The sequence below is a fragment of the Pseudomonas sp. CFBP 13719 genome (assembly GCF_014842095.1).
GTDB lineage: Bacteria > Pseudomonadota > Gammaproteobacteria > Pseudomonadales > Pseudomonadaceae > Aquipseudomonas.
Genome location: NZ_JACYVB010000003.1, coordinates 65,606 through 91,704, shown reverse-complemented (window position 1 = coordinate 91,704; position 26,099 = coordinate 65,606). Strand labels below are relative to the sequence as shown.

Sequence of the window (26,099 nt, the reverse complement as noted above, 5' to 3'; positions counted from 1 at the left end):
CAGCACAGGCTTTTACGAATGGACACAACAATACTGCATTTGCCTGGCCCGCGCAGCCTGGCTAGTGGAAATCGCGGCTGCGCACATCCAGCCCATGGAGCATGGCGCTGACATCGGCCATATGCCCGGCGATGACGTGGCGCACGCCGTCCTTGTGCTCGAACCGGCCCTTGACCTGCATCATCTGCGACCCCACCAGCACCCGCCGCTGGCGCTCGGCCAGATCCCGCCAGACCACCACGTTGATCATGCCGAACTCGTCTTCCAGAGTAACGAAGGTCACCCCGCTGGCGGTCGACGGCCGCTGCCGGCCCGTCACCAACCCGGCCACAGTGACCGGACGACCGTGGGCCAGGCTCTGCAGGTCATGGGAGCTGCGGCAGCGCAGCGCCTGAAGGCGCTCGCGCAGCATGGCCAGCGGGTGCGGACCCAGCGTGGTACCCAGGCTGGCATAGTCGGCGTAGAGGTCTTCGCCGACAGTGGGTACCGGCAAGGCCACGGATTCTTCGCGCAGGGCGGGCGCTTCGGCGAACAACGGCATCTGTTGCTCGACGCTGGCCACATCCCAGCGCGCCTGATGGCGATGCCCTACCAGGCCGACCAGGGCATTGGCATCGGCCAGCTGTTCCAGGCTGCGGTTGTCCAGCCCACAGCGGCGGGCCAGGTCGGTGACGTCGCGGAACGGTCCGCCCAGGCGGCCCTGCTCTACCGCGCGCCCGGCTTCCTCGCGCAGGCCCTTGACCATTCGCAGCCCCAAACGCAGGGCCGGTTGTCTGCCGCCTCCGGGCTCAAGGCTGCAGTCCCAGTCGCTGTGGCACACGTCGACGGCGAGGATCTGCAGATGATGGCGACGTGCATCCTGGAGGATCTGGTCGGGACTGTAGAAGCCCATGGGCCAGCTGTTGATCAGCGCGCAGGCGAAGGCTGCCGGCTCATGGCACTTGAGCCAGCAACTGGCGTAGGTCAACAAGGCGAAGCTGGCCGCATGGGACTCGGGAAAACCGTAGCTGCCGAAGCCCTTGATCTGCTCGAAGATGCGTTCGGCGAACTCACGGGTGTAGCCGTTCTTGAGCATGCCCTCGGTGAGGCGGAGCTGATGCGGTTCCAGACCGCCGTGACGCTTCCAGGCGGCCATCGAGCGACGCAGCTGGTCCGCCTCCCCTGGCGTGTAGCCAGCGGCGACGATGGCCAGTTCCATCACCTGCTCCTGAAACAGCGGCACGCCCAGCGTGCGCTCGAAGACTTTCTTGAGTGCCTCGGAGGGATAGCTCACAGCTTCCTCGCCGTTGCGCCGGCGCAGATACGGGTGAACCATGTCACCGACGATGGGCCCTGGCCGGACGATGGCGACTTCGATCACCAGATCGTAGAACGTCTTGGGTTTGAGCCGCGGAAGCATTGCCATCTGCGCCCGCGATTCGATCTGGAACACGCCGATGGTATCGGCGCGACTGATCATGGCGTAAGTCTGCGGGCACTCCTTGGGCAACGTCGCGAGGGTCAGTTCGCGGCCACGGTAGCCGCGTACCAGATCGAAACAGCGGCGGATCGCGCTGAGCATGCCCAGCGCCAGGATGTCGACTTTCAACAGACCCACAGCATCCAGGTCATCCTTGTCCCATTGAATCACCGTGCGCTCGGCCATGGCGGCGTTTTCGACCGGGACCAGCGTGTGCAACGGGTGCTCGGAAATGACGAAGCCTCCCGGATGCTGGGACAGGTGACGGGGGAAACCGATCAACTGCTCGGTCAGCGCCAGAACCCGCTTGAGCACCGGGCTTTGGGTTTCGAAGCCGGCTTCCAGCAAACGCTCGAGCGGTGGCAGGTGGTCGCTCCAGCGCCCGAAACAATCGGCCAGGGCAGTGATCTGGTCCGCTGGCAGGCCCAGTGCACGTGCCACATCACGCACCGCGCCCGTCCCTCGATAGCTGCTGGCGACAGCGGTCAGGGCAGCGCGGTCGCGGCCGTAGCGACGGAACACGTATTGCAGGACTTCTTCGCGCCGCTCGTGCTCGAAATCCACGTCGATGTCCGGCGGCTCGTTGCGTTCCCTGGAGATGAAGCGCTCGAACAGCATGTGCGTTTCACGCGGGTCGAGCTCGGTGATGCCCAGGGCGAAACAGACCACCGAGTTGGCGGCCGAGCCGCGTCCCTGGCAGAGGATGTGCCGTTCACGAGCAAAGCGGACGATGTCGTGGACGGTGAGGAAATAACTTTCATAGCCCAGCTCAATGATCAGCTGCAGTTCCTTGTCGAGCAACGCTTGCACCTCGGCGTCCACCCCCGACGGCCAGCGCCGGCGCGCACCCTGGGCACTCAAGTGGCGCAGCCAGGAACCGGCCTCGTAACCTTGGGGCACAAGCTCGCGCGGATATTGATAGCGCAACTGGCCCAGATCGAAGCTGCAACGCTGCGCGATGTGCAAGGTTTCCTGCAGCAGCGCGACGGGATAGATGTCGGCCAGTTGAGACAGCCCGCGCAGATGGCGCTCGCCGTTGGCAAACAGCACGTGCCCCGCTTCGGCTACCGGCACGTGATGGCGTATGGCAGTGATGGTGTCCTGCAGGGCCCGCCGGCCACGGGCATGCATGTGCACGTCGCCACACGCCACTGCCGGCAGGCCGAGGGTCTTGGCCAGGCCAAGCAGACCTTGCAGGCGCCGCGCGTCATCGGCACCGCGGTGCAACTGCACGGCCACCCACAAGCGCTCGGCAAAACGCCCCTTGAGCCAATGGCCGTGGGCCAGATCGTGGGGTTCATCGGCTATCCACAGTGCCAGCAAGCCTTCGCGGTCGACTTCGTCGAGGTCATCACGCAGCAAGCGGTACTGGCCCTTGCTCGCGCGTCGTCGAGCCAGGGTGATCAAGCGGCACAGGGACTGGTAGCCGTCGAGGTTCTGCGCCAGCAGCACCAGCTTGGGGCCCTGTTCGATGCGCATTTCACTGCCGACGATCAACGTCATCGAATGGGCCTGAGCGGCCTGCCAGGCGCGCACGATACCGGCCATGGTGCATTCATCGGTGATCGCCAACGCTTGATAGCCCAGCGCCGCAGCCTTGGCGAACAGCTCCTGCGCACTGGACGCCCCGCGCTGAAAACTGAAGTTGGAAAGGCAATGCAGCTCGGCGTAGCCCTGGCTCATGCGAACCAGCCCTGCAACAGCAACTGAGGGTCTTCGCCCACTGCGCGGTAGGCCCAGCCCCGTCGCCCTGCCGAAGTTTCGACCAGATAGTAGTCGCGGCGCACATCGCCGCCGTCCCACCAACCCGATTCAATGCGCTCAGGCCCTGCCAGCACACGCAGGCCCTGCGCGGGCAAAGGCTCGGCCTGCTCCAGCAACCAGCCTGGACGGGCCGCGCCCAGCTCCGGAGAGGCCGGCACCCAAGCGCCATCGTTGCGCCAGGCTCGCTCGGGGCGATGGTCCGCGTGGGCGCGCAGATCCTGCAGGGCATCGTCGCCCAGGCGTGCCCGCAGGCGTTCACGCAATTGCTCCCAGGGTTGGGTCTGTTGCGGGCGCTGGTCGAACAGCTCTTTGCAGGCGGGTACGAAACGCGGCAGATCGAGCGCGCTCAACCGTACCACCTGCACAGGCCGGGGCACCTGCAGATGCTCGAAGCGCCCGCGGGCCAGTTCGAACAACAGGGCGGCGTCCCGCTCGGCAGCGAGCAAGCCAACTTCGACCAGGGTGTCTTCGCCCTCGGCATGCTTGAGATGAAGGGTGAAACGCTGCACCCCCACATCCCGCCCGGCCAGATACACCGCCAGGTCATTGATCAGACGCCGCAAGGGAAACAACAGCGCCTGATGGGATTCCACATCGAAGTTGAGTTCGATGTGTTGGTCAAATACATCCGCCGGCATGAAGAATTCGAGGGTCAGAGGCCGGTACCCGAGCAGGGTATCCAGGTGACTGAGCACCTGGGCAGGAAAACGTCTGGCCAATTGCGCCCTGGGCAGCGCCAACACCTGGCCCAGATGGCGCATGCCCATGCGTTTGAGTGCGATGGCATCGGCGGCGGCTAGGCCGACCCGCTCCACCGGCAGGCGCTGGAGAGCATCGGCCAGCGTCGATTGATCCTCGACGCCGAAACCGTCATAGGCGTTGGCCAGCATGCGTGCCGCGGCCGGATTGGGCGCCAGGGTGATGCGATGGCGGAAGCCCAGTGCATCGAGTTCGCTGCGCAACCTCGCCTCGAACTGAGGCCATGGCCCGAACAGTCCGAGGGTCGACTGCACTTCGAGCAACAAAACCCGGGGGTAATGCACGCTGACCTGGGAGCTGAACCGATAGGCCCATGCCGCAAGGAACCGCTGCCAGTGTTCGATCTGTGCCGGGTCGTAGGGTGCGGTGGCGAAATCACGGCTGAGCATGTAGGCGGCGGTGAGTGACTGTCCCGGCTTAAGGCCCAGTTCACGTGCTGCCGGATTGACCGCTTGCAGCACGCGTCGCTGCAGCGGGCCGGTTACCAGGGCAAGCGGTTGCTGCGGATCTTCGCGCTGGCGCAGCACGGCGTCGAGCGCCAGTTGCGGCAGCAGAATGCAGGCCCAAAGCATGGCAATCTCAAACGTGACTGACGAAGGTAACGGGCATCGCAGGGGGCATTCCGCCGCGACATTTGAGTACCTGCACCTGCCCGGCAGGCCCTTGCAGCGACAGCCGCAGCGCTGCCGGTGACGGGTTGAGCGCCGCACGTTGTTCGCGCAAGGCAAAGCCCAGGGTTTCGCCGGTTTCGGCCGCCACCTGCAGGCGTCGCAAGGCTTTGTCATCGGGGTTCTGCGGCCAGCAGAGTACCGCTGCGCAGCTGCCGGAACGCAGGCACTGCTCGGCAGCCCACAAGGCGTCCTTGCCTTGGGCCTTGAGCACGCAAAGGTGCTGCAAACGTACTCCCGCTGCCATCCAGGCATGGGGATAGGGGATGAACGGCGGTGCTATCAATACGATTCGTTCGCCGGCCTGGCTCAAGCGTGCGAGGGTCGGCCAGAGCAACTGCAATTCGCCACTGCCGTTGGCGGCAAGCAGGATTTCACTGAGCGCCGCCGGTGGCCAACCCCCGCTGGGGAGCACGGCATCGAGGGCAGCATGCCCGGTCGGCTGCAAGGCACTGGGGGTGGTTTCCTGACGTCCACGCCAGATGCGGCGTTGATCGATCAGGCCGTCCAGGCTGACCACGGCGCCCATCACTGAGCTGCCCTCAAGGCCAGGCTGCGCGGAAGATAAATGTCGGTGGGTGGGAGTGATCTGTTCATGGCTGCATTTTTACTACTGTATGCATGAACAGTAAAGCGTCTATTTTCAGTTCTCGCCACCAAGGGTGCCAACGGTACCGATCAGGCCGGCGTGGCCACCAGCAATTTGCGCAACGGGAAACGCGATGCCCCGCTCCAGCCGAGAAATTCCTGTTCGGGCATGGGCCGGGCGAAAAAGTAGCCTTGGGCTTCATCGCAGCCCAGGGCGCGGATCATCTGCATGCACTTGAAGGTTTCGACGCCTTCGGCCACCGTGCGATAGCCCAGTTTGCGCGCCAGTTCCAGTACCGTCTGCACGATCAGCTGATGCCGCGGGCTGTGCTCCATGCCGGTGATCATCGACTTGTCCAGTTTCACCACATTGGCAGGTATCTCGTGCAGGTAGGAGAAATTGCTGTAGCCGGTGCCGAAGTCATCGATCGCTACATCCACGCCCAATTCGCGGATGGCGGCCAGCTGCGTCAGCACCTGGGGATTGGAACGCAGCCACTCGCCTTCGGTGATCTCGACCTCGAGGCGCTCGGGGTGGATGCCGTGGGTGCGACAGGCCCCGCTGATCACCTGGGTAATGTCGTGGCCATCGAAATCCAGCGCCGAAAGATTCAGCGACAGCTTGGTGAGTACCGTTGCGGGCCATTGGGCCAGCTTGGCCAAGGCTGCGTCGATGACCCAGCGCGTCACGCTGTGGATCAACGCACTCTTTTCCAGCACCGGAATGAACTCGGCGGGCGAAACCGGGCCCAGCCGTGGATGCTCCCAGCGCAGCAGTGCTTCGGCACTGACCTGATCACCCTCGGGCAGGGCGAACCGTGGCTGGAACACCAATCGCAGCTGTCCATCGCGCAGCGCCTGGGTCACATCGGCAGCCAACCGGAAGGACCTGCGATAAGCGTTGTCGCGCACGGGGTCGTACCACGCCCACGCCTGGCCGGCGAGCAGCGCCAGTTCGGCCGCGTACATGGCTTTGCGCAGTGCATCGCGGACCGCTTCGAAGCTGAGCAGAAAGGGCGTGACGCCAGCGCGCACGGTGGGTCGAACCGGCATGCCTTCTATCTGGGTGGGACAGCGCAAGGCGTGTACGAGCATGTCGAGATAGTTGCCGACGTCGGCTTGCTCGGCGTCCAGCACGAAGGCAAAACGCTTGCGCCCGATGTGATAGACCGGCCCCTGCCCCGCGCGCAGGCGTTTCAGCCGACGCGCTATGCAGCACAGCAGGTTCTCGAACGGGATCATGCCCAGGGCCAGCGTCATGTCATGGGCCCAGGCGGTGTCTACGGCATCGATCAGCACCAGGTGACGCGACGCTCCCGGATGCTGCAGCAACAGGTGGCCAAGATCGGTGAGAAATTGTCGTCGATCGGGCAACAGGGTAAGCCGATCACAGGACACGGAAGCCTGAGCAGAAGCATGAACGGGATCGGACATGACACTTTCCTGCAGATGTCAGGCTCGAGCTTCCTGCGAGAGACCGGGCAATTTAAGAGAGGAGCTATTCAATTGATGGCAAAATAACATCACACTAAATAGTTGCCAAGCTTCATCTGTCCGGTAGCCGGTTCGCGAGCATCGGAACCGCCGGCCGACACTGCTACACTGCGGCAAACCCTGGGATGGAATGGACGATTCATGCTCGAAGCTCTGCTGTTCGACCTCGATGGCACATTGACTGAAACCGACGCCCTGCACCTGCTTGCCGTGCAGCAATTGCTGGCCGAGGAAGGTCGCGAATTCACCCATGATGAGTTTCAGTTGCACGCCAGTGGCCGGGCCAATGCCGACATGTGCCAGTACTTGTTTCCGGACCGCTCGGTGGCACAGCACGAAGCCTTCGCCGATCGCAAGGAAGCGCGCTTTCGCGAGCTTGCACCGCAACTGGCGCCAATTGCCGGGCTGTTGCGTTTGCTCGACTATGCCGAGCAGGCGCAACTGGGCATGGTGGTGGTGACCAACGCCCCGCGCGCCAATGCCGAACACATGCTCGATGCATTGGGGCTGGCCGAGCGCCTGCCAACCGTGGTGGTGGCAGAGGAGCTGGCGCGCGCCAAACCCGATCCGCTGCCCTACCTGACCGGCCTGCAACGCCTGGGCGCGCGGGCCGAAGCCGGCATCGCCTTCGAAGATTCGGTGCCTGGAGTGACGGCTGCAGTCGCGGCTGGCCTGTTCACCGTGGCGCTGTCGACCAGTCAATCGGCGCAGACCCTGCGGTCTGCCGGGGCTAACCTGGTGATCGAATCCTTCGAGGATGAAAACCTCTGGATTCACATCGAGAAGATGCGCGATTCCCTGTAACCGCGAAATCTCCGACGCGGCTCGCCATCCCCCGTAGCAGCGGCGCAAGCCGCGTCTGGGCTTACCGCGGTGGGCCAGATGCACCGCGGATACCGCCGACGCGGCTTGCGCCGCTGCTACGAAGGGTTGTCGAGCAAGAAATTTCCCGGTCGCGGCGGGGCGTCGTTTTCGATTTCGGGCAGCAGCGCTTCATCCTTCAGATGAACGCCCGAAAGCTTGCGTTGCCAGGCCTCGCGCATAAGGTATTGCAACTTGTGCGCAGCGGTCGCGTAACTCAGGCCCTGCTGGCGAACATTGGAAATGCAATTGCGCGCGGCATCGTTCAACCCCACTCGCGGTGCATAGGTGAAATACAGCCCGAGGCTGTCGGGCGAACTCAGGCCCGGCCGCTCACCGATCAGCAGTACCACCATGCGCGCGCCCAGTGCCTGGGCCACCTCATCGGCTACCGCCACCCGCCCTTGCTCGACCAGGCACACCGGCGCAACGCTCCAACCCTCATCACCCGCGATCTGCTCGATGCGTTGCAGCATGGGCAGCGCATGCCGGTGCACAGCCAGCGCAGAAAGACCGTCGGCGATCACCAGCGCCAGGTCGAACCCTGCCGAACGCTCGCCGACGCGAGTGCGCAGTTGCTGCAGCGAAGCCTCGTCCAGGCGCCGACCCAGATCCGGACGCTGCAGATAGACATGCCGGTCAGACGCTGCGCTGTGCAGGCTCAGGCTGCCGGGGCACGCCTCGGCGAGGGCCGCCTGGTCGAACGGCAGGTGCACGGCATCGCGGGCTTGCGCATGGGCGTACTGGAAGTCCAGCTGGGCGCTGCTGGGCAAGCTGGTGCCGGCCCGGCCCAAGGCTATGCGCGCGGGTGTCAGTGCGCGCAATGCATGCCAAGGGTCAGCTTGTGTCAACGTCTTATCGTTCATGTGTTCCTTTCCACCCCTCAGCTTTGACCAGAGGAGACTGGCCCCTCAACCCAGACGCCCCAGTGCTTTGCCGAACAACTGTGGCACGCCGCTCCCCAGCCGTAGCTGGCCGTCCTTCTGTTGCAGAATGTCCATGCGCGCCAGCCATTCTTCGAACTCCGGTGCCGGCCGCAGGCCCAGGGTCTTGCGCGCATACAAGGCATCGTGAAAAGAGGTGGTCTGGTAATTGAGCATGACGTCGTCCGACCCGGGGATGCCCATGATGAAATTGATCCCGGCCACGCCCAGCAGGGTCAGCAGCATGTCCATGTCATCCTGGTCGGCCTCGGCATGGTTGGTGTAGCAGATGTCACAGCCCATGGGCACGCCCATCAGCTTGCCGCAGAAGTGATCCTCGAGCCCGGCACGGATGATCTGCTTGCCGTTGTACAGGTATTCGGGACCGATGAACCCGACCACGGTATTGACCAGGAATGGGTCGAAGCGGCGTGCTACCGCATAGGCCCGCGCCTCGCAGGTCTGCTGGTCGACCCCATGGTGGGCGTTGGCAGACAACGCACTGCCTTGCCCCGTCTCGAAGTACATCAGGTTGTTGCCCTGGGTGCCGCGCTTCAGGCTCAGGCCCGCTTCATAGCCTTCCTGCAGCACTGCCAGGCTGACGCCAAAGCTGCTGTTGGCCGCCTCGGTGCCGGCGATGGACTGGAACACCAGGTCCAGCGGCACGCCGCGCTCGATGGCAGCTATCGAAGAGGTCACATGGGTCAGCACGCACGATTGGGTCGGTATGCCGTAATGCTGGATCACGCCATCGAGCATCTTCAGCAGCTCGCTGATGGCGCTCAGGCTGTCGCTGGCCGGGTTGATGCCGATCATGGCGTCGCCGTTGCCATACAGCAGGCCATCCAGAACACTGGCGGCGATGCCGGCCGGATCGTCCGTGGGATGGTTGGGCTGCAGCCGGGTCGACATCCGCCCACGCAGCCCTACCGTGTTGCGAAAGCGTGTGACCACGCGAATCTTCTGCGCCACCAGGACCAGGTCCTGCACACGCATGATCTTCGACACGGCGGCGGCCATCTCCGGCGTGATACCGGGCGCAAGAGCACGCAGGCTGGTTTCGGTGGCGTCGTCGCCGAGCAGCCAGTCACGAAAGCCGCCCACGGTCAGATGGCTGACCGCAGCAAAGGCCTGGGCATCGTGGGTATCGACGATCAGGCGGGTGACTTCATCGTCCTCATAGGGGATCAGCGCCTCGTGCAGGAAACGCTCGAGCGGCACGTCCGCCAGGGCCATCTGCGCCGCCGCCCGCTCGGCATCGCTGCCGGCGGCGATCTCGGCCAAATAGTCCCCCGATCGCGCCGGACTGGCCTTGGCCATCAACTGCCGGAGACTGTCGAAGCGCCAGGTCTGCCCGGCGACGCTGTGCACGAAACTCATGCTGCCCTCCTCACTCGCTGGCCAGTACGGGGTGGCTGTCGCCGCGGCTGCGCACGAACACGCAGAACAGCGAGCCGAGGCACATCAGACCGATGAAGATCCCGCAGATCATTGCATTGAACCACACCATGGCGACCAGACACACCAGCGCCAGCAGCAGCGCAATGGCCGGCACCAGCGGATAGCCGGGCACACGGAAGGACCGCTCGAGCTGAGGTTCGCTGTGGCGCAGCTTGAACAGGCTGAGCATGCTCATGATGTACATGACGATGGCCCCGAATACGGCCATGGTGATCATCGCTGCGGTCAGGCTGAGGCCCTGCAGGTTCACCAGGCCATCGCTGAAGATCGCTGCGATACCCACCACCCCACCGGCGAGAATGGCCCGGTGCGGTGTCTGGAAGCGCGACAGCTTGGCCAGGCCTCTGGGCAGGAAACCCGCCCGTGCCAGCGCGAAGAACTGCCGTGAATAGCCCAGGATGATGCCGTGGAAACTGGCGACGAGCCCGAACAGACCGATCCATACAAGCATGTGCATCCAGTTGGAATTCTCGCCCACCACGCCTTTCATGGCCTGCGGCAGCGGGTCGTTGATGTTCGCCAGGGCGCGCCAGTCACCCACGCCACCGGCGAAGATCATCACGCTGATAGCCAAGGTGACCAAGGTCAGGATCCCGGCGATGTAGGCGCGGGGAATGGTCCGCTTGGGGTCCTTGGCTTCCTCGGCTGCCATGGCGGCACCTTCGATGGCCAGGAAGAACCAGATGGCGAAAGGAATCGCCGCGAACATGCCGCTCAATGCACCGAGACTGAATGTGTCGGACCCAGCCCAACCCCCCAGGGCGAAGTTGCTGAAACTGAACGCCGGCGCCACCACGCCCATGAACACCAGCAGTTCGAAAACAGCGAGGATGGTGACCACCAGTTCGAAAGTGGCGGCAATGCTTACACCGACGATATTCAGGCTCATGAACACAGCATAGGCACCGACCGCCGCCCACTTGGGATCGAGCCCGGGAAACTGCACGTTGAGGTAGGCGCCGATGGCCATGGCGATGGCCGGCGGGGCGAAAACGAATTCGATCAGGGTCGCCAGCCCGGCGATCATGCCGCCTGCAGGGCCGAATGCGCGCAGGCTGTAGGCAAATGGACCACCCGCATTGGGAATGGCCGTGGTCAGTTCGGTGAAGCTGAAAATGAAGCAGGTGTACATCACCGCGACCATTAGCGTCGTGCACAGAAAACCCAAGGTGCCGGCGCTGCCCCAGCCATAGCTCCAGCCAAAGTATTCACCGGAGATCACCAGGCCTACGGCTATGCCCCACAAGTGCAGAGTGCCCAGCGTGGGTTTGAGTTTCGAAACGGTCATGGGGTGTGCCCTCGAAGACGGATGTGCGCAAAGGAGCGTTCCTGAAGGGTAACCATAGGCGCCAAATAACCACTTGGCGCCTTGAGGGAAAAAGATGCTCCACCCTCGTTGGTCCAGCCAGTGCGCCAGTCTGGGGCTTGCCGCGATTCATCGCCCCGATCCAACGCACCGACGCCTGTACCTCCACGTCAGCGCAGGGCTGCCCACGCAGGAACGCCGTTTGCTTGAAACATCTGCACACATCAAGCCAGTCCAAGCCTTGGTGGGGCATATCCGTTTTGTACATCCAGGCCGATCGGCGAACCCAGCGCTAGACTTACGGTCGCACTCAGGGAGCGTCGTGCTCGGCTCGGGAGCTACAGACCCATGTTTGGCTTATTACGCAGTTGCTTGACCCTGGCACTTCTGGCCGGCGTGGCTGGATGTTCGCTGTTGCCCTCCAGAGATCCGGTTTCCATCAGCGTGGTGGGCATCGAGCCCCTGCCTGCGCAAGAGCTGGAGCTGCGCTTCGCCATCAAGCTGCGGCTGCAGAACCCCAACGAAACCGCCATCGAGTATGACGGGGTAGCAGTAAACCTGGAGGTGAATGGACAGCCGCTGGCCAGTGGCGTCAGCAGCCAGCACGGTCGTATCGAACGGTATTCGGAAGAAGTGCTGGCTGTGCCGGTGAGTGTGTCGGCGTTCACGGCGTTGCGTCAGGCCGTGGGCCTGAACCCCGCCCAGAGCCTGAACGGCATGCCCTACCGATTGCATGGCAAGCTTGCTGGCGGACTGTTCGGGACGGTGCGCTTCAGCGACAGCGGTACCTTGAGCCTGCCGACGGCCGCAGGCTATTGAAAACAGACGCTCGCGCGGATTGATCCTACGGCTGCTCTGCTCAGCGAGCCGCCGCCATCAGCTTGTTCACTTCGGCACGCACCATGTTGGCGTATTCAGGGGGAGACATGCCATCAAGCTCAGCCCGTACCCACTCGGCCCAGCGCCCCTTGCGCTTGGCCTTTTCCCCGATGAGTCGGGCAGCGTCGGCCTTGGCCTTGCCCAGGTTGGCCTGCCACAGCTCGTAGAGACGGGCCTTTTCATCCTCGATCATGGCGCGCTCGGCCAGCGAACGATTAGCGAGATTGAAGCTCATTGCGAGTACCTGTCAGCAGAAAAAACAGGCGACATCTTACACGTCTGGATATGAAAAACTGTAGGAGCAAACGCCGCTCCTGCGCCCTGCATGCAACTTTCCAGGGCGCCGGGACTCAATCTTGCACTGCCTTAATAAACACCAGGAGTGAGTGAAATGGCCCGTAGATCAAGTGCTGAATCGGCCGAGGATCAAATCAAGGATCAAGTTTTCAGCGAGCTGCTGGCGTTGATCGAAGAATCGGAAAAAATGCTCAGGGACGGCGCTTCCCTGGTGGGTGACGACGCCAATAGCCTGCGCGCGCAAGTCAATTCCAAGCTGGAACACGTGTCCTATTCGCTGGCCGGGCTACGCGAACGCGCCAAGCCTGTGGTCGAAGCCACGCAAACCTACATCGGTGGCCATCCTTGGCAGACCGTCGCGGCTTCGGCCACCTGCGGGCTGTTGTTGGGTCTGCTGCTGGGCCGTCGCGACTGATTCGAGCATTGTGCATCCACTGTTTTCACCCGCGTTTTTCCATTGTTGTTCCGGGCCGTCGATCGCAGCGGCCCTTCTTGCATCATTCTCCAGCCAAAGCCCGCAATCTTTCCAACTCTTCCACAGGCATCGAAATGCCTTGGGTCTGTGACAGTGCGCGCTGGCGATAGCGCCTGTCGCCCGAGAGGCGCGATTGCCCGGCTTCATGCATGCGCTCGACCAACTCGCGGCTCCGTTCGGCAAAGTTCTGGCCAGCACTCTTGCTGGGGTCGATGATGATGATCAACTGCCCGGTCCAAGGCGTCTGCGCACCGGGATGGCGTGTCCAATCGAACTCGAAGGAAAAGTTTCCACCGGTGAGCGCCGCTGAAAGCAGCTCCACCATCATCGACAATGCCGAGCCTTTGTGGCCACCAAAGGGCAGCAGCGCCCCACCATCGAGAATTGCCGCCGCATCGGTAGTCGGTTGCCCGTGCCGGTCGACACCGGCGCCCTCAGGCACCGGCTGGCCGCCTCGCGCTGCGATCTGCACGTCGCCGTGAGCGAGTGCGCTGGTCGCCATGTCGAAGACCAGCGGATCCTTGCCGGCGCAGGGCGCTGCGAAGGCAATCGGGTTGGTGCCGAACAACGGCTTGGTGCCGCCATGGGGAACGACGCAGGTCATGCTGTTGACCACGCTCAAGGCCACCAGGCCTTCGGCGGCGAACGGTTCGACATCCGGCCAGAGCGCGGCAAAGTGATGGGAATTGCGGATGGCCAGCACGGCGATACCTGCCTCGCGCGCCTTGCTCACCAGCAGGCTACGTGCCGCTGCCAATGCTGGTTGGGCAAAGCCACCGGCGGCATCGACCGCGACATAACCACTGGCGACATCTTCGACCTGCGGACGGGCCTTGCCGTCCACCCAGCCGCTGGCCAGGGTAGACAGGTAACCGGGAATGCGGAATGTGCCGTGACTGTGGGCCCCGTCGCGTTGGGCGGTCGCACAGTTGTGGGCAAGGATATCGGCTACCTCGGCAGAGGTGCCATGACGCAGGAAGATCTGACGCAGCAGGTGCGTCAGATCGGCGAAGGAAAGCGATTGAACGGTGGCGTCGCTGGCAGGCATCGGGGATTTCCTGGCGTGAACGGAGCAAGGCCCTAGTACGCCACACCCACCCGCCTCAGGACAAGCCCGCCGGAATCAGTCCTTCTGATCGCGCAACACGTTGCCCGACTGGCCGTCGATGCGGAACTCATAAGCCACGCCGTCGGCCTTCTTGCCTTCACCTTCCCAGTAGCCGTTGTCGTCAGCTTCGATTTTCCACACTTCCGTGTAACCCTTGGACTTGGCGGTCTCGATGGCTTTCTCGATGGTGATCCAACCAGCGCCGGGCTTGTCGGCCAGCGCCAGGCCAGCGGTCATCAGGGCGGAAGTTGCAACGACGGCAGTCAAAGTCTTCTTGAACATGGGGCACTCCATAACAGTGATAGGTTTGTGCTGCACTGTCTTGGAGCGTCACCCCGAAAAATTAGTTCAAAGGCCGCGCCCTCACGGTCGCTTGACCTTGCGACGCATCACACCATTGATCACCACCACCAGCACGGCAATACCCATGGCAATGTATTGAAAGAGTTTCTCGGTGATGACGCCTTGGGTCTGGAGATAGGACAGCCCGAGCATGATCAGCAATACCACCAGGGCAATCAGCAAGGAATATTTGATACGTTGAGCTTGAGTCATGTAGAGGTCCTGACAGTCGTGTTGGCCCGGATTCTGTTGCCGGGATGTATCTGTTTGCGTGCCATGTTACATCGCCAGGGACAACCGAGGCACAGTGTTCGAGCACATCACCACGGCCAATGTCATGCCAATGACGGTATGGATTTCCTACGCAGTTGCCGGAACCTGCCCACAGCCAGAGACCTCTTGACTCCTAGAGCCTCAGGGACACCTGGACAAGAATGACTTCCGGCCGGATTGGCCAAGTGCTGCCACAAGGAAGTCACCATGAACACCCAACAGCTCCAGCAGATCGACGTCGAGCAACTTCCCCATTCGCTGCAGGTACTGATCGAATGCATCGGCGTCGAACAGGCCTATCGCCTCACCCAGCTCTACGGCGGACGCCCGCGCTACATCCCCAAGCACCCGCAACGCACCGCCCTGGCGGAACATTTCGAAGCAGAAACGGTGGTGGCGTTGATCCAGCGCTTCGCCGGCATGGCCCTGGAAATTCCCAAGGCCGACCATTTCCTGCGCCAATGGCGCAACCAGCAGATTCACCACGAGACGCGCAACGGCACATCACGCAGCGTCCTCGCCCACAAGTACGGCCTGAGCCAGCGGCAGATCGGCAATATCCGCCGCACCCTGGCGCTCTGAGTCCTACCCAAGCCCGACTAGCGGACTTGGGATCGAGCCTCAGAAATCACGCTTGTAGAACAGGTCCAGCGAACTGGCGACGCCGCTGGCCACTTCCAGATACAGACGCTTGCTCAACAAGTAGCGCAAGGCGATGGTATTGGCCGGCTCGAAAACCCCCACGCCGTAGCGCAGGCTGAGCTTCTCGGAAATGTTGCCGCTGGCGACCACACTGGTGGCATCGCCGCTGCCCTGGGTGTCGAGCTGGAAATCTTCGATGCCCAGGTCGGTGGCCAGTTTGCTGGTGACCCCCGAGCTGCCCATCAACCCCAAACCCAGCGCCGCCTGGGCAAGCATGTTGTTGTCCTCGCCGCTGTTGCCCAACGGGCGGCCCAACACCAGGTAGGAGAGGGCCTGCTCCTGGCTCATGGTCGGTTCCGAGAACACCTCGCTGGTGGGTTGCTCGGCGTTGCCGGTCAAGCGGATCCCGGCGATCACATCCCCTGTGGTGCGGATCGCCTCGATGTCCAGGTACGGCTGGCTGATTGGCCCGGCGAACAACAGACGCGCGCGGCGTATGGTCAGGCGCTGACCATAGGCGTTGTAGCGTCCGTCATTGAGGGCCAGCTCACCGCGCGTGTCCAGGTTGTCGCCAATGTGAACATGACCTGCCAGGTTGGCGCTCAGGCCGAAGCCGTTGAAGGTGAGTTTTTCCTGCCCCACTTCCACATCGATATCGATCGCCATGGGTAACGGCGTCTTGCCCTGCTCGGTCTGGTTGCCGACGATGACCACGTCATCGGACAGCTTCACGGTGGAAGGCGGCAGTTGCCGAACCACGATGGCACCCTTGGGAATGACCACCTTGCCGACCACCGCAAGGCGCTCGCCATTCATCTGGATGCGCAAGTCCGGCGCCGCTTCCAAGGTCGCATAGGGTTCGACATTGATCGGCAACCGCGAGCCCTTGAGCTGCACGTCCACATCCAGGGCATCGGCCCAGGCAACGGTGCCGCCCAGAGTGCCCTGGCCGGTCTTGCCGCTTTTCCAGCTGCCTTGCAAGCGCACGCTTTCGCCGGCGATCTGCGCCTGCAACTGCAGGTCTTCGAGAGTAGTCGGCAGTTCCGGGCCGGCTATTTCGCCACCGCTGAGACGGACGTTGCCGTTGATTTGCGGTGCCATCAGCGAGCCTGTGATCTGTCCGCTGCCATCGAGCTGGCCCTTCAGGGTTTCGACCATGGGCACGAAGGGACGGGCGATGGAAAGGTCGAGCCCGGCCAGGCGGAAGCTGCCGGTGACGGGCTTGCTGTCCGGAATCGGATCGATCTGCGCAATCACCTGCAGTTGCCCGAGCCGATCACCGCGGAAATTGAGCTCGGTATCGATGCGCTTGGGGTTCAGACGGCTGGTCAGCCGCAGGGTTTGATAGGGGAAGTCGACCCACTGCTGGTCGTTGCGCACCCGCAAGGTGCCGTTGCCGGCATCGACCGTGATCTCACCGGCCGGGCCACTGGCGGGCACATCTACCGCCACGTCGGCATTGAGCATGCCCTGCCAGGCGAAATCCTTTGGCAACCACTGCGCGAGGCTGTCCAGCGGGAACTGCTTGAGGTGGTAGCGCAGGCGTGGTTCGGGTGCCAGACGCTGGTCCTCGCTGCACAGGCTGGCCGCTCCGGAACGCCAGCAGTGGGCACCGAAGTTGACACGGCCACCGGCCAGGTATTCCAGCCGGGCTGGCGCCTGCAGACGCCAGTCCTGGCCGCCCGCCTGGACCGAACCGCTGGCCAAGCGTCCGCGCCAGCTGCTTTGCGCGCTGAAGCCTTTGTCCAGCGTACCGTCCAGACTGGTCGCCAGGGCCAGCTGAGGCCCCTTGAGAGCCAGTTGCACTTGCTGTCGCTTGATATCGCCCGAGGCCTTGGCGCTCAGGGTGCCCAGATCGGTTTCACCGACGCGAATGCCTGCGGCGCTCACGTCGAGGGTGCCGTTCTGGGCCCCATCGAGTCCAGCGTTCACGTTCAGGTTCTGCAGACGATTGCTGTCCATCGCCAACTGTTGGCCCAGCAACTTGAGCTTGCCTTGCGGTGCCTGCAGGGTACCTGCGGCATCGAGCTGCCCTTTCAACTGGCCTTGAAGCCCGGGCCACAACTGCCCGAGGCGGGCCAGGTCAATGTCCAGGCGACCCTGCACTTGTTGTTGCAGGCTGCCTTGGCCCTTGATGCGGTTATCACCCAGGCGAACGTCGAGGTTGCCTAGCGTCCAGCGTTCGCCAGCGCCTTGGGCCTTGGCCTGAAACACTGCCGGTTGCCCGCGCAGGCGGCCCTTGAGGTCCAGGTCGGCATCGAGCGAGAGTTGCTCGTTCTTGAACTCACCGGTACTGCGCAAAGGGCCAGCAAGGCTGCCGGGCATCTGCGCGACCCAGTAGGCCGGGTCGATGGCACTCAGCGCCAGCGCCGTGTCCCACGCAATCCCGTCGGCAAACTTGAGGTTCAGATGCCCTGCCGCCTTGCCCTGCCCGGCCACCAGTTCCAACTGGGGCAGGAACACCTGCTGCAGGTCGCCACTGAATGGGGTTACCAGAGTGAATGCACCGGCCGGGCCATCGAAGGCACCCTTCAGGTTGCCCAGGTACTTGCCGTCGCTGTAGTCGATCTCGCCGTTGAAACGCCGCACCTTCACGGCTGGCTCGGCAATGACCGGATACAGGCGGTGCCAGGGGAAATCCAGCCAGTCGATCCTGGCCTTTGCCGCCAGACCTTGCTGCCAATCCAGAGTGCCAGACAGACGCACGTGCTGTTGAGCGCTGGACGAGATATCCAGCGCCTGCACCACCGCGCCCTTGGCATCCACCCGCGCGCCAAGCAACAAGGTCATGGGTGATTGCTCGGCCGGCAGGCTGGCTCGGCCATCGATGGCGTAGCCGCCCTGCAGGTCACCCTTGGCGAGTAATTCCAGCTGATTGAAAGCCAAGGTGTCGGGCAACCCGGCGCTGGGCTTGAATGCCTCGCTCTGAATGCGCAACTGGGCAGGCAAATGCTCGGCCAGCGGCTGTACCGTGCCGGTGATCAGTGCCGGCAAGTAGCCGCTGCTCTCCCCGTCCAGGGTCAGTGTGTCCAGCAGATCGCCCGTGGCGGTGAGGGTGACCTGCCAGGGCTTGTCGTCCACCGCAGGCAATTGCACCTGGACGTTGAGATCGAGCGGCCATTGGCCGCCTGGGCGCAGGGTGCCGTTCGCATCCAGCACCATTTCTTCCCGCTGCAGGTGGGCCCGGTCGATCTTCAGGCCATCGGCGCTCCAGTGCGCCGCCAACTCCAGACCGCTCAGCTGTTGCACGCCGTCCAGTTCCAGGCTACCGATACGCACATCGCCAAGTTCTATCGCCACGGGCAGTTGCAGATCGGGCAGTACGATCGGCCCGCTGCTGGCCGGCTCTTGGCTGGCAGGCAACTGCGCAAGAATGGCACCAGTGTGCAAGGTGTCGATGCACAGGGTCATGCGCCACAGGCAAGCGGGTGACCAGGCCAGCTCGAGCGCCTGCACCTCGACTCGGGTCGCCTGCTGCTGCCATACCAGCTTGTCGGCCTGCCAATGCCCGCCCAACCTGCCACTGAAATTTTCCAGGGTCAGTCCGGGCACGCGAGCCAGCGCCCAGCGGCTGCCGGCTTGCGTGCCCAATACCAGCGATACGGCCACGATCACAGTCAGCACCACGCCAACGACCGCGGCCAGGGAAATCAGCAAACCTCGTTTCACTGCGGGCTTCATAGTTCCGGCCCCATGGAAAAGTGCAGGCGCACGCCACCATCGTCATCCATGGCATGGGCGAGATCGAGACGAATCGGGCCTACCGGCGATACCCAGCGCACGCCCACGCCGATGCCCGTCTTGAGGTCGGCGAATTTCAGGTCGTTGAACGAGTTGCCTTTGTCGATAAAGGTTGCCAGGCGCCATTTCTCGGCAATCGAGTACTGGTATTCCACACTGCCGGCCACCATATAGCGTCCGCCGATGCGGTCGCCATCGGAGTTCTCCGGGGTCAGGGTCTGATAGTCGTAGCCGCGCACGCTCTGGTCGCCACCGGCGAAGAAGCGCAAGGAAGGTGGAACCGACTTGTAGCCGTTGGTGGCATTGCCACCCAGTTGTACCCGGCCAAGCAGGCGGTGGTTCTGTGCCACGGTGGTCAAGCCCTTGAGCATTACGTTGCCATGCAACAGGTTGGTGTCCGACAGCAGCCCTTCCTTGGCCACTTGCGCATCGAACTGCACGCGGTAGCCGTTGTGCGGATCGACCTTGTTGTCGCTCTTGAGGTAGGTGTAGCTGATGCCTGGCATCAGCAAGGTACTGAGGCCGGAGTCGTCGCCCAATCGGTATTCTTCGCGCTGCCACTTCAGGGAGATGACACGCTGCCAGCCGCTGGGCAATTTGCTGTGCCATTCCGGCCCGAACGTCAGCAGCTTGCTCAGACTGTCGGTATTGGCCAGCTCTTCGTATTGATAGCCGCCGGCCCAACGCAGTTTATCGGTGAGGGGTGGATCCAGGGGGATGTCATACCACAGCCCGACGTTCTGCCGAGGCGCGGAGAGCTCCATTTCCGCACCATAGCTGTGACCCTGGGGATTGACCCAGTGGCGGGTCCAATTGGCTTTGCCACGCGGCCCCACATCGGTCGAATAACCCAGGCCCAAGCCCATGGTCCGAGGCTTGCGCGTGGTCAGTTGCACGTCCACAGGAATGACCCGCTCGGTGGCTGCCGTTGGCGCCGCGTCGACGCGCACGCCTTCGAAATAGCCACTCGATTGCAGCGCCTGGTTGAGCTCGGCAATCAGTTCGGAATCGTAGGCGGTGTCTTCCTTGAAGGGCACCATGCGCCGCAGCAGTTCGTCGTCGAACGGTGTATCGCCCTGGAAGCTCACCTTGCCCAGCTTGAAACGCGGACCGCTGCTGTATACCAGCTCGATGTCAGCCAGCCCTGCCCGGGGGTCGACGGCCAGACGCTGCTTGCTGAAAGTGCCACTGAAGAATCCATAGCGCGAGGCCTGGTTCTGGATCAACTGCTTGGCGTTTTCGTACTGACCGTGGTTGAGCACCGCGCCGGGTGCCAGCTCCCGGCTGTGCGGCACGCGGAAGGCTTTCAGCTGAGCCGCCGGACCTTCGACACGTACGGTGACGTTGCGCAGATGAATAGGCTCACCCGGCTCGATGTGCAGCAGCAGACGGGGATTTTCGCCCGGTTGCACTTCGCTGGTCACATGCGCCTGATAGTAGCCGAGCGCCTGCGCTGCCTTCTGCGCCTGCTCCTCGGCGCCGCGACTGAAACGCAACAGCGCCTCACCGTCACGATCACCCAAGCTGCCGATATAGCCTTCGACATTGCTTTTGAGCGCCGGGTTGGCAGGGTTGACGCGCACATCGAGTACGCTTTGGGCCTGAGCCGCCATACTTGCGACCAACAGCGCCAGGCTGCTGGCCAATCGTCCTGAATAGTTCATAGGCGAATGCTATCACGACCCGTACGTCGATTTGGACGCTGCCAGGCGTCGTGGATGATCCGAGATCAGCTCTGTGCGTAACCGACTGTTTCAGAGTGGCGGACAGTTTCGGGGCTGGGATGGAAGAACACGTGTTCGACCACCGGACCCAGCGGTACTTCCCCAATCTGCGTATAGCCCTGGCGCTCGAAGAACGCCAGATAACGCGGGTTGCCAGTGTCCAACACGACGCCCTCGGACGTCGGGTCCTGGGCGCACCAATTGTGTACCGCCGTCAGCAGTTGCTCGGCCAGTTCAGGGCCCTGGTAATCCGGGTGCAGACCCATCAGCGGCAACACATGCACCGCATCCGAAGGCAGGCAGTGCTGTACGGCATGATGGTATTCAAGGTAGCGACGGGTGCCTTCCACACCGGTGCCGAGCATCATCCGCCATTGCCAGGCCCAGCTCTCGGTAATGCCCAGGCGACGCTGGGGCGGCGCGACCAAGGCGACACCGGCCAGGCGGTCATCGAAGAACAGGCCCAGGGCCGGAAGGTCCTGGAGGAAATGCTGATTGACCAGCTGCCGCACCGTGGACCGCACGCGGCGCTCGAACCCGGGGCGATCGGCTTCGAACAGGTAGGCAAAGGTTGGGTCCAGCAGGTAGGTCTGGTAGAGCAGCGCACGGGTTTCCCGCGCGTAACCACCATCGAGCTGACGTACTTCTGCAGCGGTGGTCGAGGTCTGGAGCATGGGGGTCTGTCCTTGGCGAGTGCAACGAGTAGTCAATGGACGATGCGCGGCGGCAGGGGTTCCGTGCCTGGGGCAGGCAAATCACGCTGGAATGTCAGCCGCCGCGCTGGTCGCTCGCGCCACACTCCGTTAGCATCGCGCATTTGCCAGGATCCGCGACCATGAAAATCGTCTCGTTCAACATCAACGGCTTGCGCGCCCGCCCCCATCAGCTGGCGGCGTTGATCGACAAGCACCAGCCGGATGTGATCGGCCTGCAGGAAACCAAGGTGTCGGATGAGCAGTTTCCGCAGGCCGAAATCGAGGCGCTGGGCTATCACGTGCACTTTCATGGGCAGAAGGGACATTACGGCGTAGCACTGCTGTCACGCGCCGCGCCGCTGAGTATCGACAAGGGCTTTGCCGGCGACGAAGACGACGCTCAACGTCGCTTCATCCGTGGCACTTTCGCCACTGCTCAGGGCCAGGTCATCACGGTGATGAACGGCTACTTCCCCCAGGGTGAAAGCCGCGATCACCCGACCAAATTTCCTGCCAAGCAACGCTTCTACAGCGACCTGCAGGGCTTGCTGGAAACCGGATTCAGCAATGATCAGCCATTGATCGTGATGGGCGATGTGAATATTTCGCCCCAGGATTGCGATATTGGTATCGGGGCGGACAACGCCAAGCGCTGGCTCAAGACGGGCAAGTGCAGCTTCTTGCCCGAAGAACGCGAATGGATGCAACGGTTGCTGGACTGGGGCCTGGTCGACAGCTTCCGTCACCTGCACCCGGAGGTCGCCGACCGGTTCAGCTGGTTCGATTACCGCAGCCGCGGCTTCGAAGACCAGCCTAAGCGCGGCCTGCGCATCGATGTGATCCTGGCTTCCCGTGGATTGCTGCCACAGGTTCGGGCCGCCGGGATCGACTACGACCTGCGCGCCATGGAAAAACCTTCCGACCATGCGCCGATCTGGTTGGAGTTGGAGGGTATGTAACCAGCACGCAGAATTGGCGGTGCACCCGGACGCGGCTTGCGCCGCTGCTACAGAGGCTGTCGGTACACAGGTGGGGGGGTTCTGTAGCAGCGGCGCGAGCCGCGTCGGCGGTGCGTGGGGTTGGCCTGCAGCATCGCCGTACGGCTTTTGAGGTAAGGGTTATTGCGCCTTGGCCTGCTGATCGAGCTGGGCGCGAAGCTCCGGGGCCAGGTTCAGGGCGGCTGCCAATTGGTCGAGCCAGGCACGTTCGCCGGCATCCTGCTGCCCCATGAGCATCACGCTGGCCAGGTACATCTCTGCCGCCATCGCCGGGCCATCGGCGGCACTGGCCAGCTCTTGCGCATCCAGCGGCCGCGCCAATTCCGCGTCCAGCCACTGCTGCAACTGCGCGTCCTCGGCATGCTCGGTCAATTCGGCGCGAATCGCGGCTTCCTCCTGTGCATCCACCCGGCCATCGGCCTTGGCCGCGGCAATCAACGCACGCAGGATCGCATGGCTGTGGCCTTCCACTTCGGAATCGGACAACTGATCGACAGTGCGCAACGCTTGCTGGGGTGCAGCAGCCTGCTGTTGCTGCCAGGCCTGATAAGCCTTGAAAGCCATCATTCCCAGCGACGCCAGGGCCGCGTACTTGCCCGAGCCGGAGCGACTGCCGCCACGTCCGCCCAGCAAACCGCCCAAGCCACCCAACAAACCGCCGAGTCCACCCAGCCCGGCGCCGCCCGATGTGCCGCGGCCGCCACCGAGCAGGCCGCCCAGCAGATCACCCAGACCACCCTGCCCTTTCGTGGCGCCAGGCTGGCCGGTCGAGGATTGCCCGCTGCGACCGCGCAGCAGTTGTTCAAGTAGATCACTGGTGTTCATGGAAAGGCTCTCTCTGTGTGGCGATGTGGAGTGCACTACCATAGATCATCGAGCGGCCGGGCGGGTTCAGCGCAACCTGTAGGCGGCGCCTTCAGAACCAGCGATCGTTACGCTTGCGACCGCGCGTCATCATCGGCAGGATCAGCCCAGCCAAGAGGCCAGCACCGGCAATGCTGCCGCCATAGATCATGTAGCTCATCATGACGTGCTTGTTTTCATCTCCCAATTTCGCCTGGGTACTGCGCAGCTCGGACTGGGCATCGCCGAGTTCGGCATTCAGGGCCTTGCTGCGCGCCTCCAGCTCGTCGATCAGCTTCTTGCGCGCATCGAGGGTTTCCTGCATGCCTTGCACTCGGTTCTTCCAGCTGTCGTCGATGGATTGCAGCTTGCCGCTCAGATCGGCCACCTGCTGGGTCAGCAGCGGAACGTGTTCGGCGGGACCGGGGGTGGGTTGCAGGTCGCTGCTGGGGATCCAGACACTGGAACCGCCTTCGCCGCGTACCTGGCTGTAGTCGCCCTGGGTGGAAAGCAATTCGACCTTCTGACCGGACTTCAAACTGCCGACGATGCGATAGCCATCGGTAGGGCCACTGCGCACGAAGGTACTCAGGTTGTCACTGACCCAGCGACTGGTGCCAGGGGCTTCTTCGCCATGCGCAGGGCCGACGGTGAACAGGAGACCGGCGAACAAGCCGGTGGCTACCAGGCGGGTGCGGCTGAATGCGGTAGAAAGACGTTGAGATGAGGGCATGGCGATCTTCACATAAATAAGAAAAAAGGCCCCGATGAACGGACCATTCGATAGCGGGACAACAATGTCCCGTGGGCTGGGCCTGCACCGGTGGTGCCTGTCGCTACTACCGCTACGGGTGGCTACTACTTGCGAAGGAAGGCGATGAAAAGCTCCCCTGGGCCTATTGCCCGGCATGCCGTCGGCCCAAGCCGCCAGCTGAAAGACCACAAAAAGGTGGCAAGGTTCACAAAAAGACTGTGACTAGGCGCACGCCTCGAGCGTGTACTAGTGCTATGCCTCGCCCAATTGCACGGCAAAAAAGCAGCCATGGGGCTCGCGACTGCTCAAGCTGACGCTCCAGCCCTGGTTGACACAAATGCGCTGCACCAGCGACAAGCCCAGACCCAGGCCCTCGCCGCGCTGCTCATCGCCACGCACGAATGGCTGAAACATGGCGTTGCGCTTTTCTTCCGGGATGCCAATGCCGCTGTCTTCGACATGGAATCCCTTTTTGGTCAGGGTCAAGCGCACGAAGCCGGTGTCGGTGTAGTGCCAGGCGTTGCGCAGCAGGTTGCCCATTACCGAATGCAGGAACGCGTGGTTGTAGATCTCGCTCGACTGGTTGTCGACGACGTAGATGAATTCAAGACCCTTGGCCTCGATCTGGCGACCCCAGATCTCGACCAGTTCGTCGGCGGTCCGGCGCAAGGTGGCGGAGGGGTTGCCATGGCTGGCCGCATCGCGGTCGCGTGCCAGCAGCAGGAACGTTTCGACCAGTTGGCTCATGCCGTCGGTGGCCCGGGCAATCCGCGCAACTTGACGGTGCGAGCGCTCATCCAGTTCGGTGGCCAACAGCAGGTCACAGGAACTGGCGAGGATCATCAACGGCGTTCGCAGCTCATGGCTGACGTCGCTGGTGAACATCTGCTCGCGATTGAGCGCCGCGCGCAGCTTGCTCAGCGTTTCATCGAAAGAGCGCGCCAACTCGCCGACTTCATCGTCGGTGTAATCGGGCGACAGCGGCGGCGCCATGCCAAGCATCTTGTCGCGATGGCGGACCTGACGGGCCAGTCGCACAACCGGCGCCATGACCCGGCGGGCCAGCAATCCACCCAGCATGATCGCCAGGGCGATGCTCAACAGAAAGCCGGCGCCCACCACGATGAACAGCACATGGGCACGCTGCTCCATGCCCTCCTGATCGCGCAGCAGTACGTATTGGCGATTGTCGACCTGGGCGACCATGGCGTAGTAGGTGCGTGGCCCGAGCGTGAGCTCCTGGAATCCGACCGGCAAGTTCTTGAGCTCGTTGGGCATGCTCAGGTCGCCGTCGCCGCCTTCGATGTAGAACAGCTCGTCTTTTTCGGGGCGATGGCGCCAGTCGTCCGCGTTGTCGACCAACAGCAGGCGATGCAGGTTGCCGCTCAAACTCATGGTCGTCAGTTTGCGCTCCACCAAATGCACGGTGGCAACGATGCCGACCGCAAACACGCCGGCGACGAAAGCGCTCATCAAGGCAAACACGATGACGATACGTCGACTCAGACTTTGCTTGAACTCCATACGGCTCCATTGGCTACTCGCACAGCTCGCACCGGCTGCGCTCGGGCCGAGCATGATTAGGGGAGACGCCTGAACAATCAAGCCTTGCCGGGGCTTTCGTGATCATGAATAAGCCGAGGGTGCTGTCTGGCTTTTTTCCAGGGACCCGTCAACGGGATGCACGTACGCCTCGACGGTCCGGAATACGTGACTCGCAGGTCATAATTAAAATATGTAGTGCTGCCAAAAAAGCACTACATATCCATTGACGCAACAACCTGAGACTTGCATGATGAGGCCGTCTCCCTGATCGGGAACAGAGCGGAGTCGAAACTGACTCTGCTCGATGAGCCATCGAGCCACTCCGATGACATCCGCGTACCCGGCGGGCCGCTGAAACCTGAACGGCATGGCTTTCATGTAGTAACGGTTTGCAGCACTACACATCGAGCTCGAGCCAGTACTGACCTAGACGGACAACACGTGAAGCGTACCTGCCAACGCGTGTTGAGGACGACAACCTGACAGATCAAACAGAGCTC

22 protein-coding genes are annotated in these 26,099 nt (G+C 62.9%); 5 read left to right on the top strand and 17 right to left on the bottom strand.

Translation table 11 applies throughout. The features are described 5' to 3' along the window. Positions 1–61 precede the first annotated feature (61 nt). From IFT57_RS10755 to IFT57_RS10740, 4 genes are all read right to left on the bottom strand, one after another. Positions 62–3,142 (bottom strand): error-prone DNA polymerase, encoded by a 3,081-nt coding sequence (locus tag IFT57_RS10755; protein ID WP_192151363.1) that lies wholly within the window; start codon positions 3,140–3,142, stop codon positions 62–64. Further along, complete coding sequence (locus IFT57_RS10750) at positions 3,139–4,554, bottom strand: Y-family DNA polymerase (protein WP_192151362.1); 1,416 nt, start codon at positions 4,552–4,554, stop codon at positions 3,139–3,141. The genes IFT57_RS10755 and IFT57_RS10750 overlap by 4 nt, the downstream gene beginning before the upstream one ends. 7 nt (positions 4,555–4,561) lie before the next feature. Next, positions 4,562–5,179 carry a translesion DNA synthesis-associated protein ImuA gene (imuA, locus tag IFT57_RS10745; RefSeq protein WP_192151361.1) on the bottom strand — a complete coding sequence of 206 codons (618 nt, stop codon included), beginning with the start codon at positions 5,177–5,179 and terminating at the stop codon, positions 4,562–4,564. 149 nt (positions 5,180–5,328) lie between these two features. After that, entirely contained in the window at positions 5,329–6,672 is a 1,344-nt protein-coding gene (locus tag IFT57_RS10740) for a putative bifunctional diguanylate cyclase/phosphodiesterase (RefSeq protein WP_192151360.1), read from the bottom strand. Between the two features lie 201 nt (positions 6,673–6,873). Here IFT57_RS10740 and IFT57_RS10735 point away from each other — a divergent pair, with 201 nt between their 5' ends. Beyond that, positions 6,874–7,536, top strand: a complete 663-nt coding sequence (locus tag IFT57_RS10735) for an HAD family hydrolase (RefSeq protein WP_192151359.1) — start codon at positions 6,874–6,876, stop codon at positions 7,534–7,536. Positions 7,537–7,652: 116 nt separating this feature from the next. Here the strand turns inward: IFT57_RS10735 and eutC are convergent, their stop codons facing one another. From eutC to eat, 3 genes are read right to left on the bottom strand one after another with little or no spacing between them, the layout of a single operon-like run. Further along, the gene (gene eutC, locus IFT57_RS10730; protein WP_192151358.1) at positions 7,653–8,459 is read right to left on the bottom strand and encodes an ethanolamine ammonia-lyase subunit EutC; all 807 of its coding nucleotides are present in this window, start codon (positions 8,457–8,459) and stop codon (positions 7,653–7,655) included. Positions 8,460–8,504: 45 nt separating this feature from the next. After that, positions 8,505–9,896, bottom strand: a complete 1,392-nt coding sequence (locus IFT57_RS10725; protein ID WP_192151357.1) for an ethanolamine ammonia-lyase subunit EutB — start codon at positions 9,894–9,896, stop codon at positions 8,505–8,507. A gap of 10 nt (positions 9,897–9,906) precedes the next feature. Next, entirely contained in the window at positions 9,907–11,265 is a 1,359-nt protein-coding gene (gene eat / locus IFT57_RS10720) for an ethanolamine permease (RefSeq protein WP_192151356.1), read from the bottom strand. A gap of 366 nt (positions 11,266–11,631) precedes the next feature. Here eat and IFT57_RS10715 point away from each other — a divergent pair, with 366 nt between their 5' ends. After that, positions 11,632–12,102: an LEA type 2 family protein gene (locus IFT57_RS10715; protein WP_192151355.1), complete on the top strand. Its 471-nt coding sequence runs from the start codon at positions 11,632–11,634 to the stop codon at positions 12,100–12,102. A 40-nt stretch (positions 12,103–12,142) separates the two neighbouring features. On the opposite strand, the gene IFT57_RS10710 is transcribed toward IFT57_RS10715, so the two are convergent. Beyond that, a complete protein-coding gene (locus IFT57_RS10710) occupies positions 12,143–12,397 on the bottom strand; it encodes a hypothetical protein (RefSeq protein ID WP_122476946.1) in 255 nt (84 codons plus the stop codon). A gap of 156 nt (positions 12,398–12,553) precedes the next feature. On the opposite strand from IFT57_RS10710, the gene IFT57_RS10705 reads away from it, so the two are divergent. After that, on the top strand, positions 12,554–12,874 hold the full coding sequence (locus IFT57_RS10705; RefSeq protein WP_122476944.1) for a DUF883 family protein: 321 nt from the start codon (positions 12,554–12,556) through the stop codon (positions 12,872–12,874). 82 nt (positions 12,875–12,956) lie between these two features. On the opposite strand, the gene IFT57_RS10700 is transcribed toward IFT57_RS10705, so the two are convergent. The 3 genes from IFT57_RS10700 to IFT57_RS10690 all read right to left on the bottom strand — a co-directional run bounded on the left by IFT57_RS10700 (position 12,957) and on the right by IFT57_RS10690 (position 14,597). After that, positions 12,957–13,982 (bottom strand): Ldh family oxidoreductase, encoded by a 1,026-nt coding sequence (locus tag IFT57_RS10700; protein ID WP_192151354.1) that lies wholly within the window; start codon positions 13,980–13,982, stop codon positions 12,957–12,959. Positions 13,983–14,057: 75 nt separating this feature from the next. Next, on the bottom strand, positions 14,058–14,324 hold the full coding sequence (locus IFT57_RS10695; RefSeq protein WP_122476941.1) for a PepSY domain-containing protein: 267 nt from the start codon (positions 14,322–14,324) through the stop codon (positions 14,058–14,060). Between the two features lie 81 nt (positions 14,325–14,405). Continuing rightward, positions 14,406–14,597: a hypothetical protein gene (locus IFT57_RS10690; RefSeq protein WP_192151353.1), complete on the bottom strand. Its 192-nt coding sequence runs from the start codon at positions 14,595–14,597 to the stop codon at positions 14,406–14,408. A 267-nt stretch (positions 14,598–14,864) separates the two neighbouring features. Between IFT57_RS10690 and IFT57_RS10685 the strand changes: the two genes are divergently transcribed. Beyond that, positions 14,865–15,239 (top strand): Mor transcription activator family protein, encoded by a 375-nt coding sequence (locus tag IFT57_RS10685; protein WP_122797741.1) that lies wholly within the window; start codon positions 14,865–14,867, stop codon positions 15,237–15,239. A gap of 39 nt (positions 15,240–15,278) precedes the next feature. Here the strand turns inward: IFT57_RS10685 and IFT57_RS10680 are convergent, their stop codons facing one another. The 3 genes from IFT57_RS10680 to IFT57_RS10670 form a co-directional block, all read right to left on the bottom strand. Beyond that, positions 15,279–18,968: a translocation/assembly module TamB domain-containing protein gene (locus tag IFT57_RS10680; protein WP_192151352.1), complete on the bottom strand. Its 3,690-nt coding sequence runs from the start codon at positions 18,966–18,968 to the stop codon at positions 15,279–15,281. An 8-nt stretch (positions 18,969–18,976) separates the two neighbouring features. Beyond that, positions 18,977–20,704: an autotransporter assembly complex protein TamA gene (locus IFT57_RS10675; protein WP_192151351.1), complete on the bottom strand. Its 1,728-nt coding sequence runs from the start codon at positions 20,702–20,704 to the stop codon at positions 18,977–18,979. A gap of 65 nt (positions 20,705–20,769) precedes the next feature. Continuing rightward, on the bottom strand, positions 20,770–21,438 hold the full coding sequence (locus tag IFT57_RS10670) for a GNAT family N-acetyltransferase (protein WP_122797743.1): 669 nt from the start codon (positions 21,436–21,438) through the stop codon (positions 20,770–20,772). A 161-nt stretch (positions 21,439–21,599) separates the two neighbouring features. Here IFT57_RS10670 and xthA point away from each other — a divergent pair, with 161 nt between their 5' ends. Next, positions 21,600–22,418 carry an exodeoxyribonuclease III gene (xthA, locus tag IFT57_RS10665; protein WP_192151350.1) on the top strand — a complete coding sequence of 273 codons (819 nt, stop codon included), beginning with the start codon at positions 21,600–21,602 and terminating at the stop codon, positions 22,416–22,418. Positions 22,419–22,577: 159 nt separating this feature from the next. Here xthA and IFT57_RS10660 read toward each other — a convergent pair whose 3' ends face one another. From IFT57_RS10660 to IFT57_RS10650, 3 genes are all read right to left on the bottom strand, one after another. Beyond that, complete coding sequence (locus IFT57_RS10660) at positions 22,578–23,282, bottom strand: DUF533 domain-containing protein (RefSeq protein ID WP_192151349.1); 705 nt, start codon at positions 23,280–23,282, stop codon at positions 22,578–22,580. A 91-nt stretch (positions 23,283–23,373) separates the two neighbouring features. Further along, on the bottom strand, positions 23,374–24,033 hold the full coding sequence (locus tag IFT57_RS10655; RefSeq protein WP_192151348.1) for a TIGR04211 family SH3 domain-containing protein: 660 nt from the start codon (positions 24,031–24,033) through the stop codon (positions 23,374–23,376). A gap of 273 nt (positions 24,034–24,306) precedes the next feature. Beyond that, the gene (locus IFT57_RS10650) at positions 24,307–25,578 is read right to left on the bottom strand and encodes a sensor histidine kinase (RefSeq protein WP_192151347.1); all 1,272 of its coding nucleotides are present in this window, start codon (positions 25,576–25,578) and stop codon (positions 24,307–24,309) included. Between the last annotated feature and the right edge of the window lie 521 nt (positions 25,579–26,099).

Coding starts and splice junctions, on each gene's coding strand:
- IFT57_RS10725 (WP_192151357.1), bottom strand. CDS start 9,896: ATGAGTTTCGTGCACAGCGTCGCCGGGCAGACCTGGCGCTTCGACAGT.
- IFT57_RS10755 (WP_192151363.1), bottom strand. CDS start 3,142: ATGAGCCAGGGCTACGCCGAGCTGCATTGCCTTTCCAACTTCAGTTTT.
- imuA (WP_192151361.1), bottom strand. CDS start 5,179: ATGGGCGCCGTGGTCAGCCTGGACGGCCTGATCGATCAACGCCGCATC.
- IFT57_RS10740 (WP_192151360.1), bottom strand. CDS start 6,672: ATGTCCGATCCCGTTCATGCTTCTGCTCAGGCTTCCGTGTCCTGTGAT.
- IFT57_RS10690 (WP_192151353.1), bottom strand. CDS start 14,597: ATGACTCAAGCTCAACGTATCAAATATTCCTTGCTGATTGCCCTGGTG.
- IFT57_RS10735 (WP_192151359.1), top strand. CDS start 6,874: ATGCTCGAAGCTCTGCTGTTCGACCTCGATGGCACATTGACTGAAACC.
- IFT57_RS10715 (WP_192151355.1), top strand. CDS start 11,632: ATGTTTGGCTTATTACGCAGTTGCTTGACCCTGGCACTTCTGGCCGGC.
- IFT57_RS10695 (WP_122476941.1), bottom strand. CDS start 14,324: ATGTTCAAGAAGACTTTGACTGCCGTCGTTGCAACTTCCGCCCTGATG.
- IFT57_RS10685 (WP_122797741.1), top strand. CDS start 14,865: ATGAACACCCAACAGCTCCAGCAGATCGACGTCGAGCAACTTCCCCAT.
- IFT57_RS10705 (WP_122476944.1), top strand. CDS start 12,554: ATGGCCCGTAGATCAAGTGCTGAATCGGCCGAGGATCAAATCAAGGAT.
- IFT57_RS10660 (WP_192151349.1), bottom strand. CDS start 23,282: ATGAACACCAGTGATCTACTTGAACAACTGCTGCGCGGTCGCAGCGGG.
- IFT57_RS10655 (WP_192151348.1), bottom strand. CDS start 24,033: ATGCCCTCATCTCAACGTCTTTCTACCGCATTCAGCCGCACCCGCCTG.
- xthA (WP_192151350.1), top strand. CDS start 21,600: ATGAAAATCGTCTCGTTCAACATCAACGGCTTGCGCGCCCGCCCCCAT.
- IFT57_RS10670 (WP_122797743.1), bottom strand. CDS start 21,438: ATGCTCCAGACCTCGACCACCGCTGCAGAAGTACGTCAGCTCGATGGT.
- IFT57_RS10700 (WP_192151354.1), bottom strand. CDS start 13,982: ATGCCTGCCAGCGACGCCACCGTTCAATCGCTTTCCTTCGCCGATCTG.
- IFT57_RS10750 (WP_192151362.1), bottom strand. CDS start 4,554: ATGCTTTGGGCCTGCATTCTGCTGCCGCAACTGGCGCTCGACGCCGTG.
- eat (WP_192151356.1), bottom strand. CDS start 11,265: ATGACCGTTTCGAAACTCAAACCCACGCTGGGCACTCTGCACTTGTGG.
- IFT57_RS10650 (WP_192151347.1), bottom strand. CDS start 25,578: ATGGAGTTCAAGCAAAGTCTGAGTCGACGTATCGTCATCGTGTTTGCC.
- eutC (WP_192151358.1), bottom strand. CDS start 8,459: ATGAACGATAAGACGTTGACACAAGCTGACCCTTGGCATGCATTGCGC.
- IFT57_RS10675 (WP_192151351.1), bottom strand. CDS start 20,704: ATGAACTATTCAGGACGATTGGCCAGCAGCCTGGCGCTGTTGGTCGCA.
- IFT57_RS10710 (WP_122476946.1), bottom strand. CDS start 12,397: ATGAGCTTCAATCTCGCTAATCGTTCGCTGGCCGAGCGCGCCATGATC.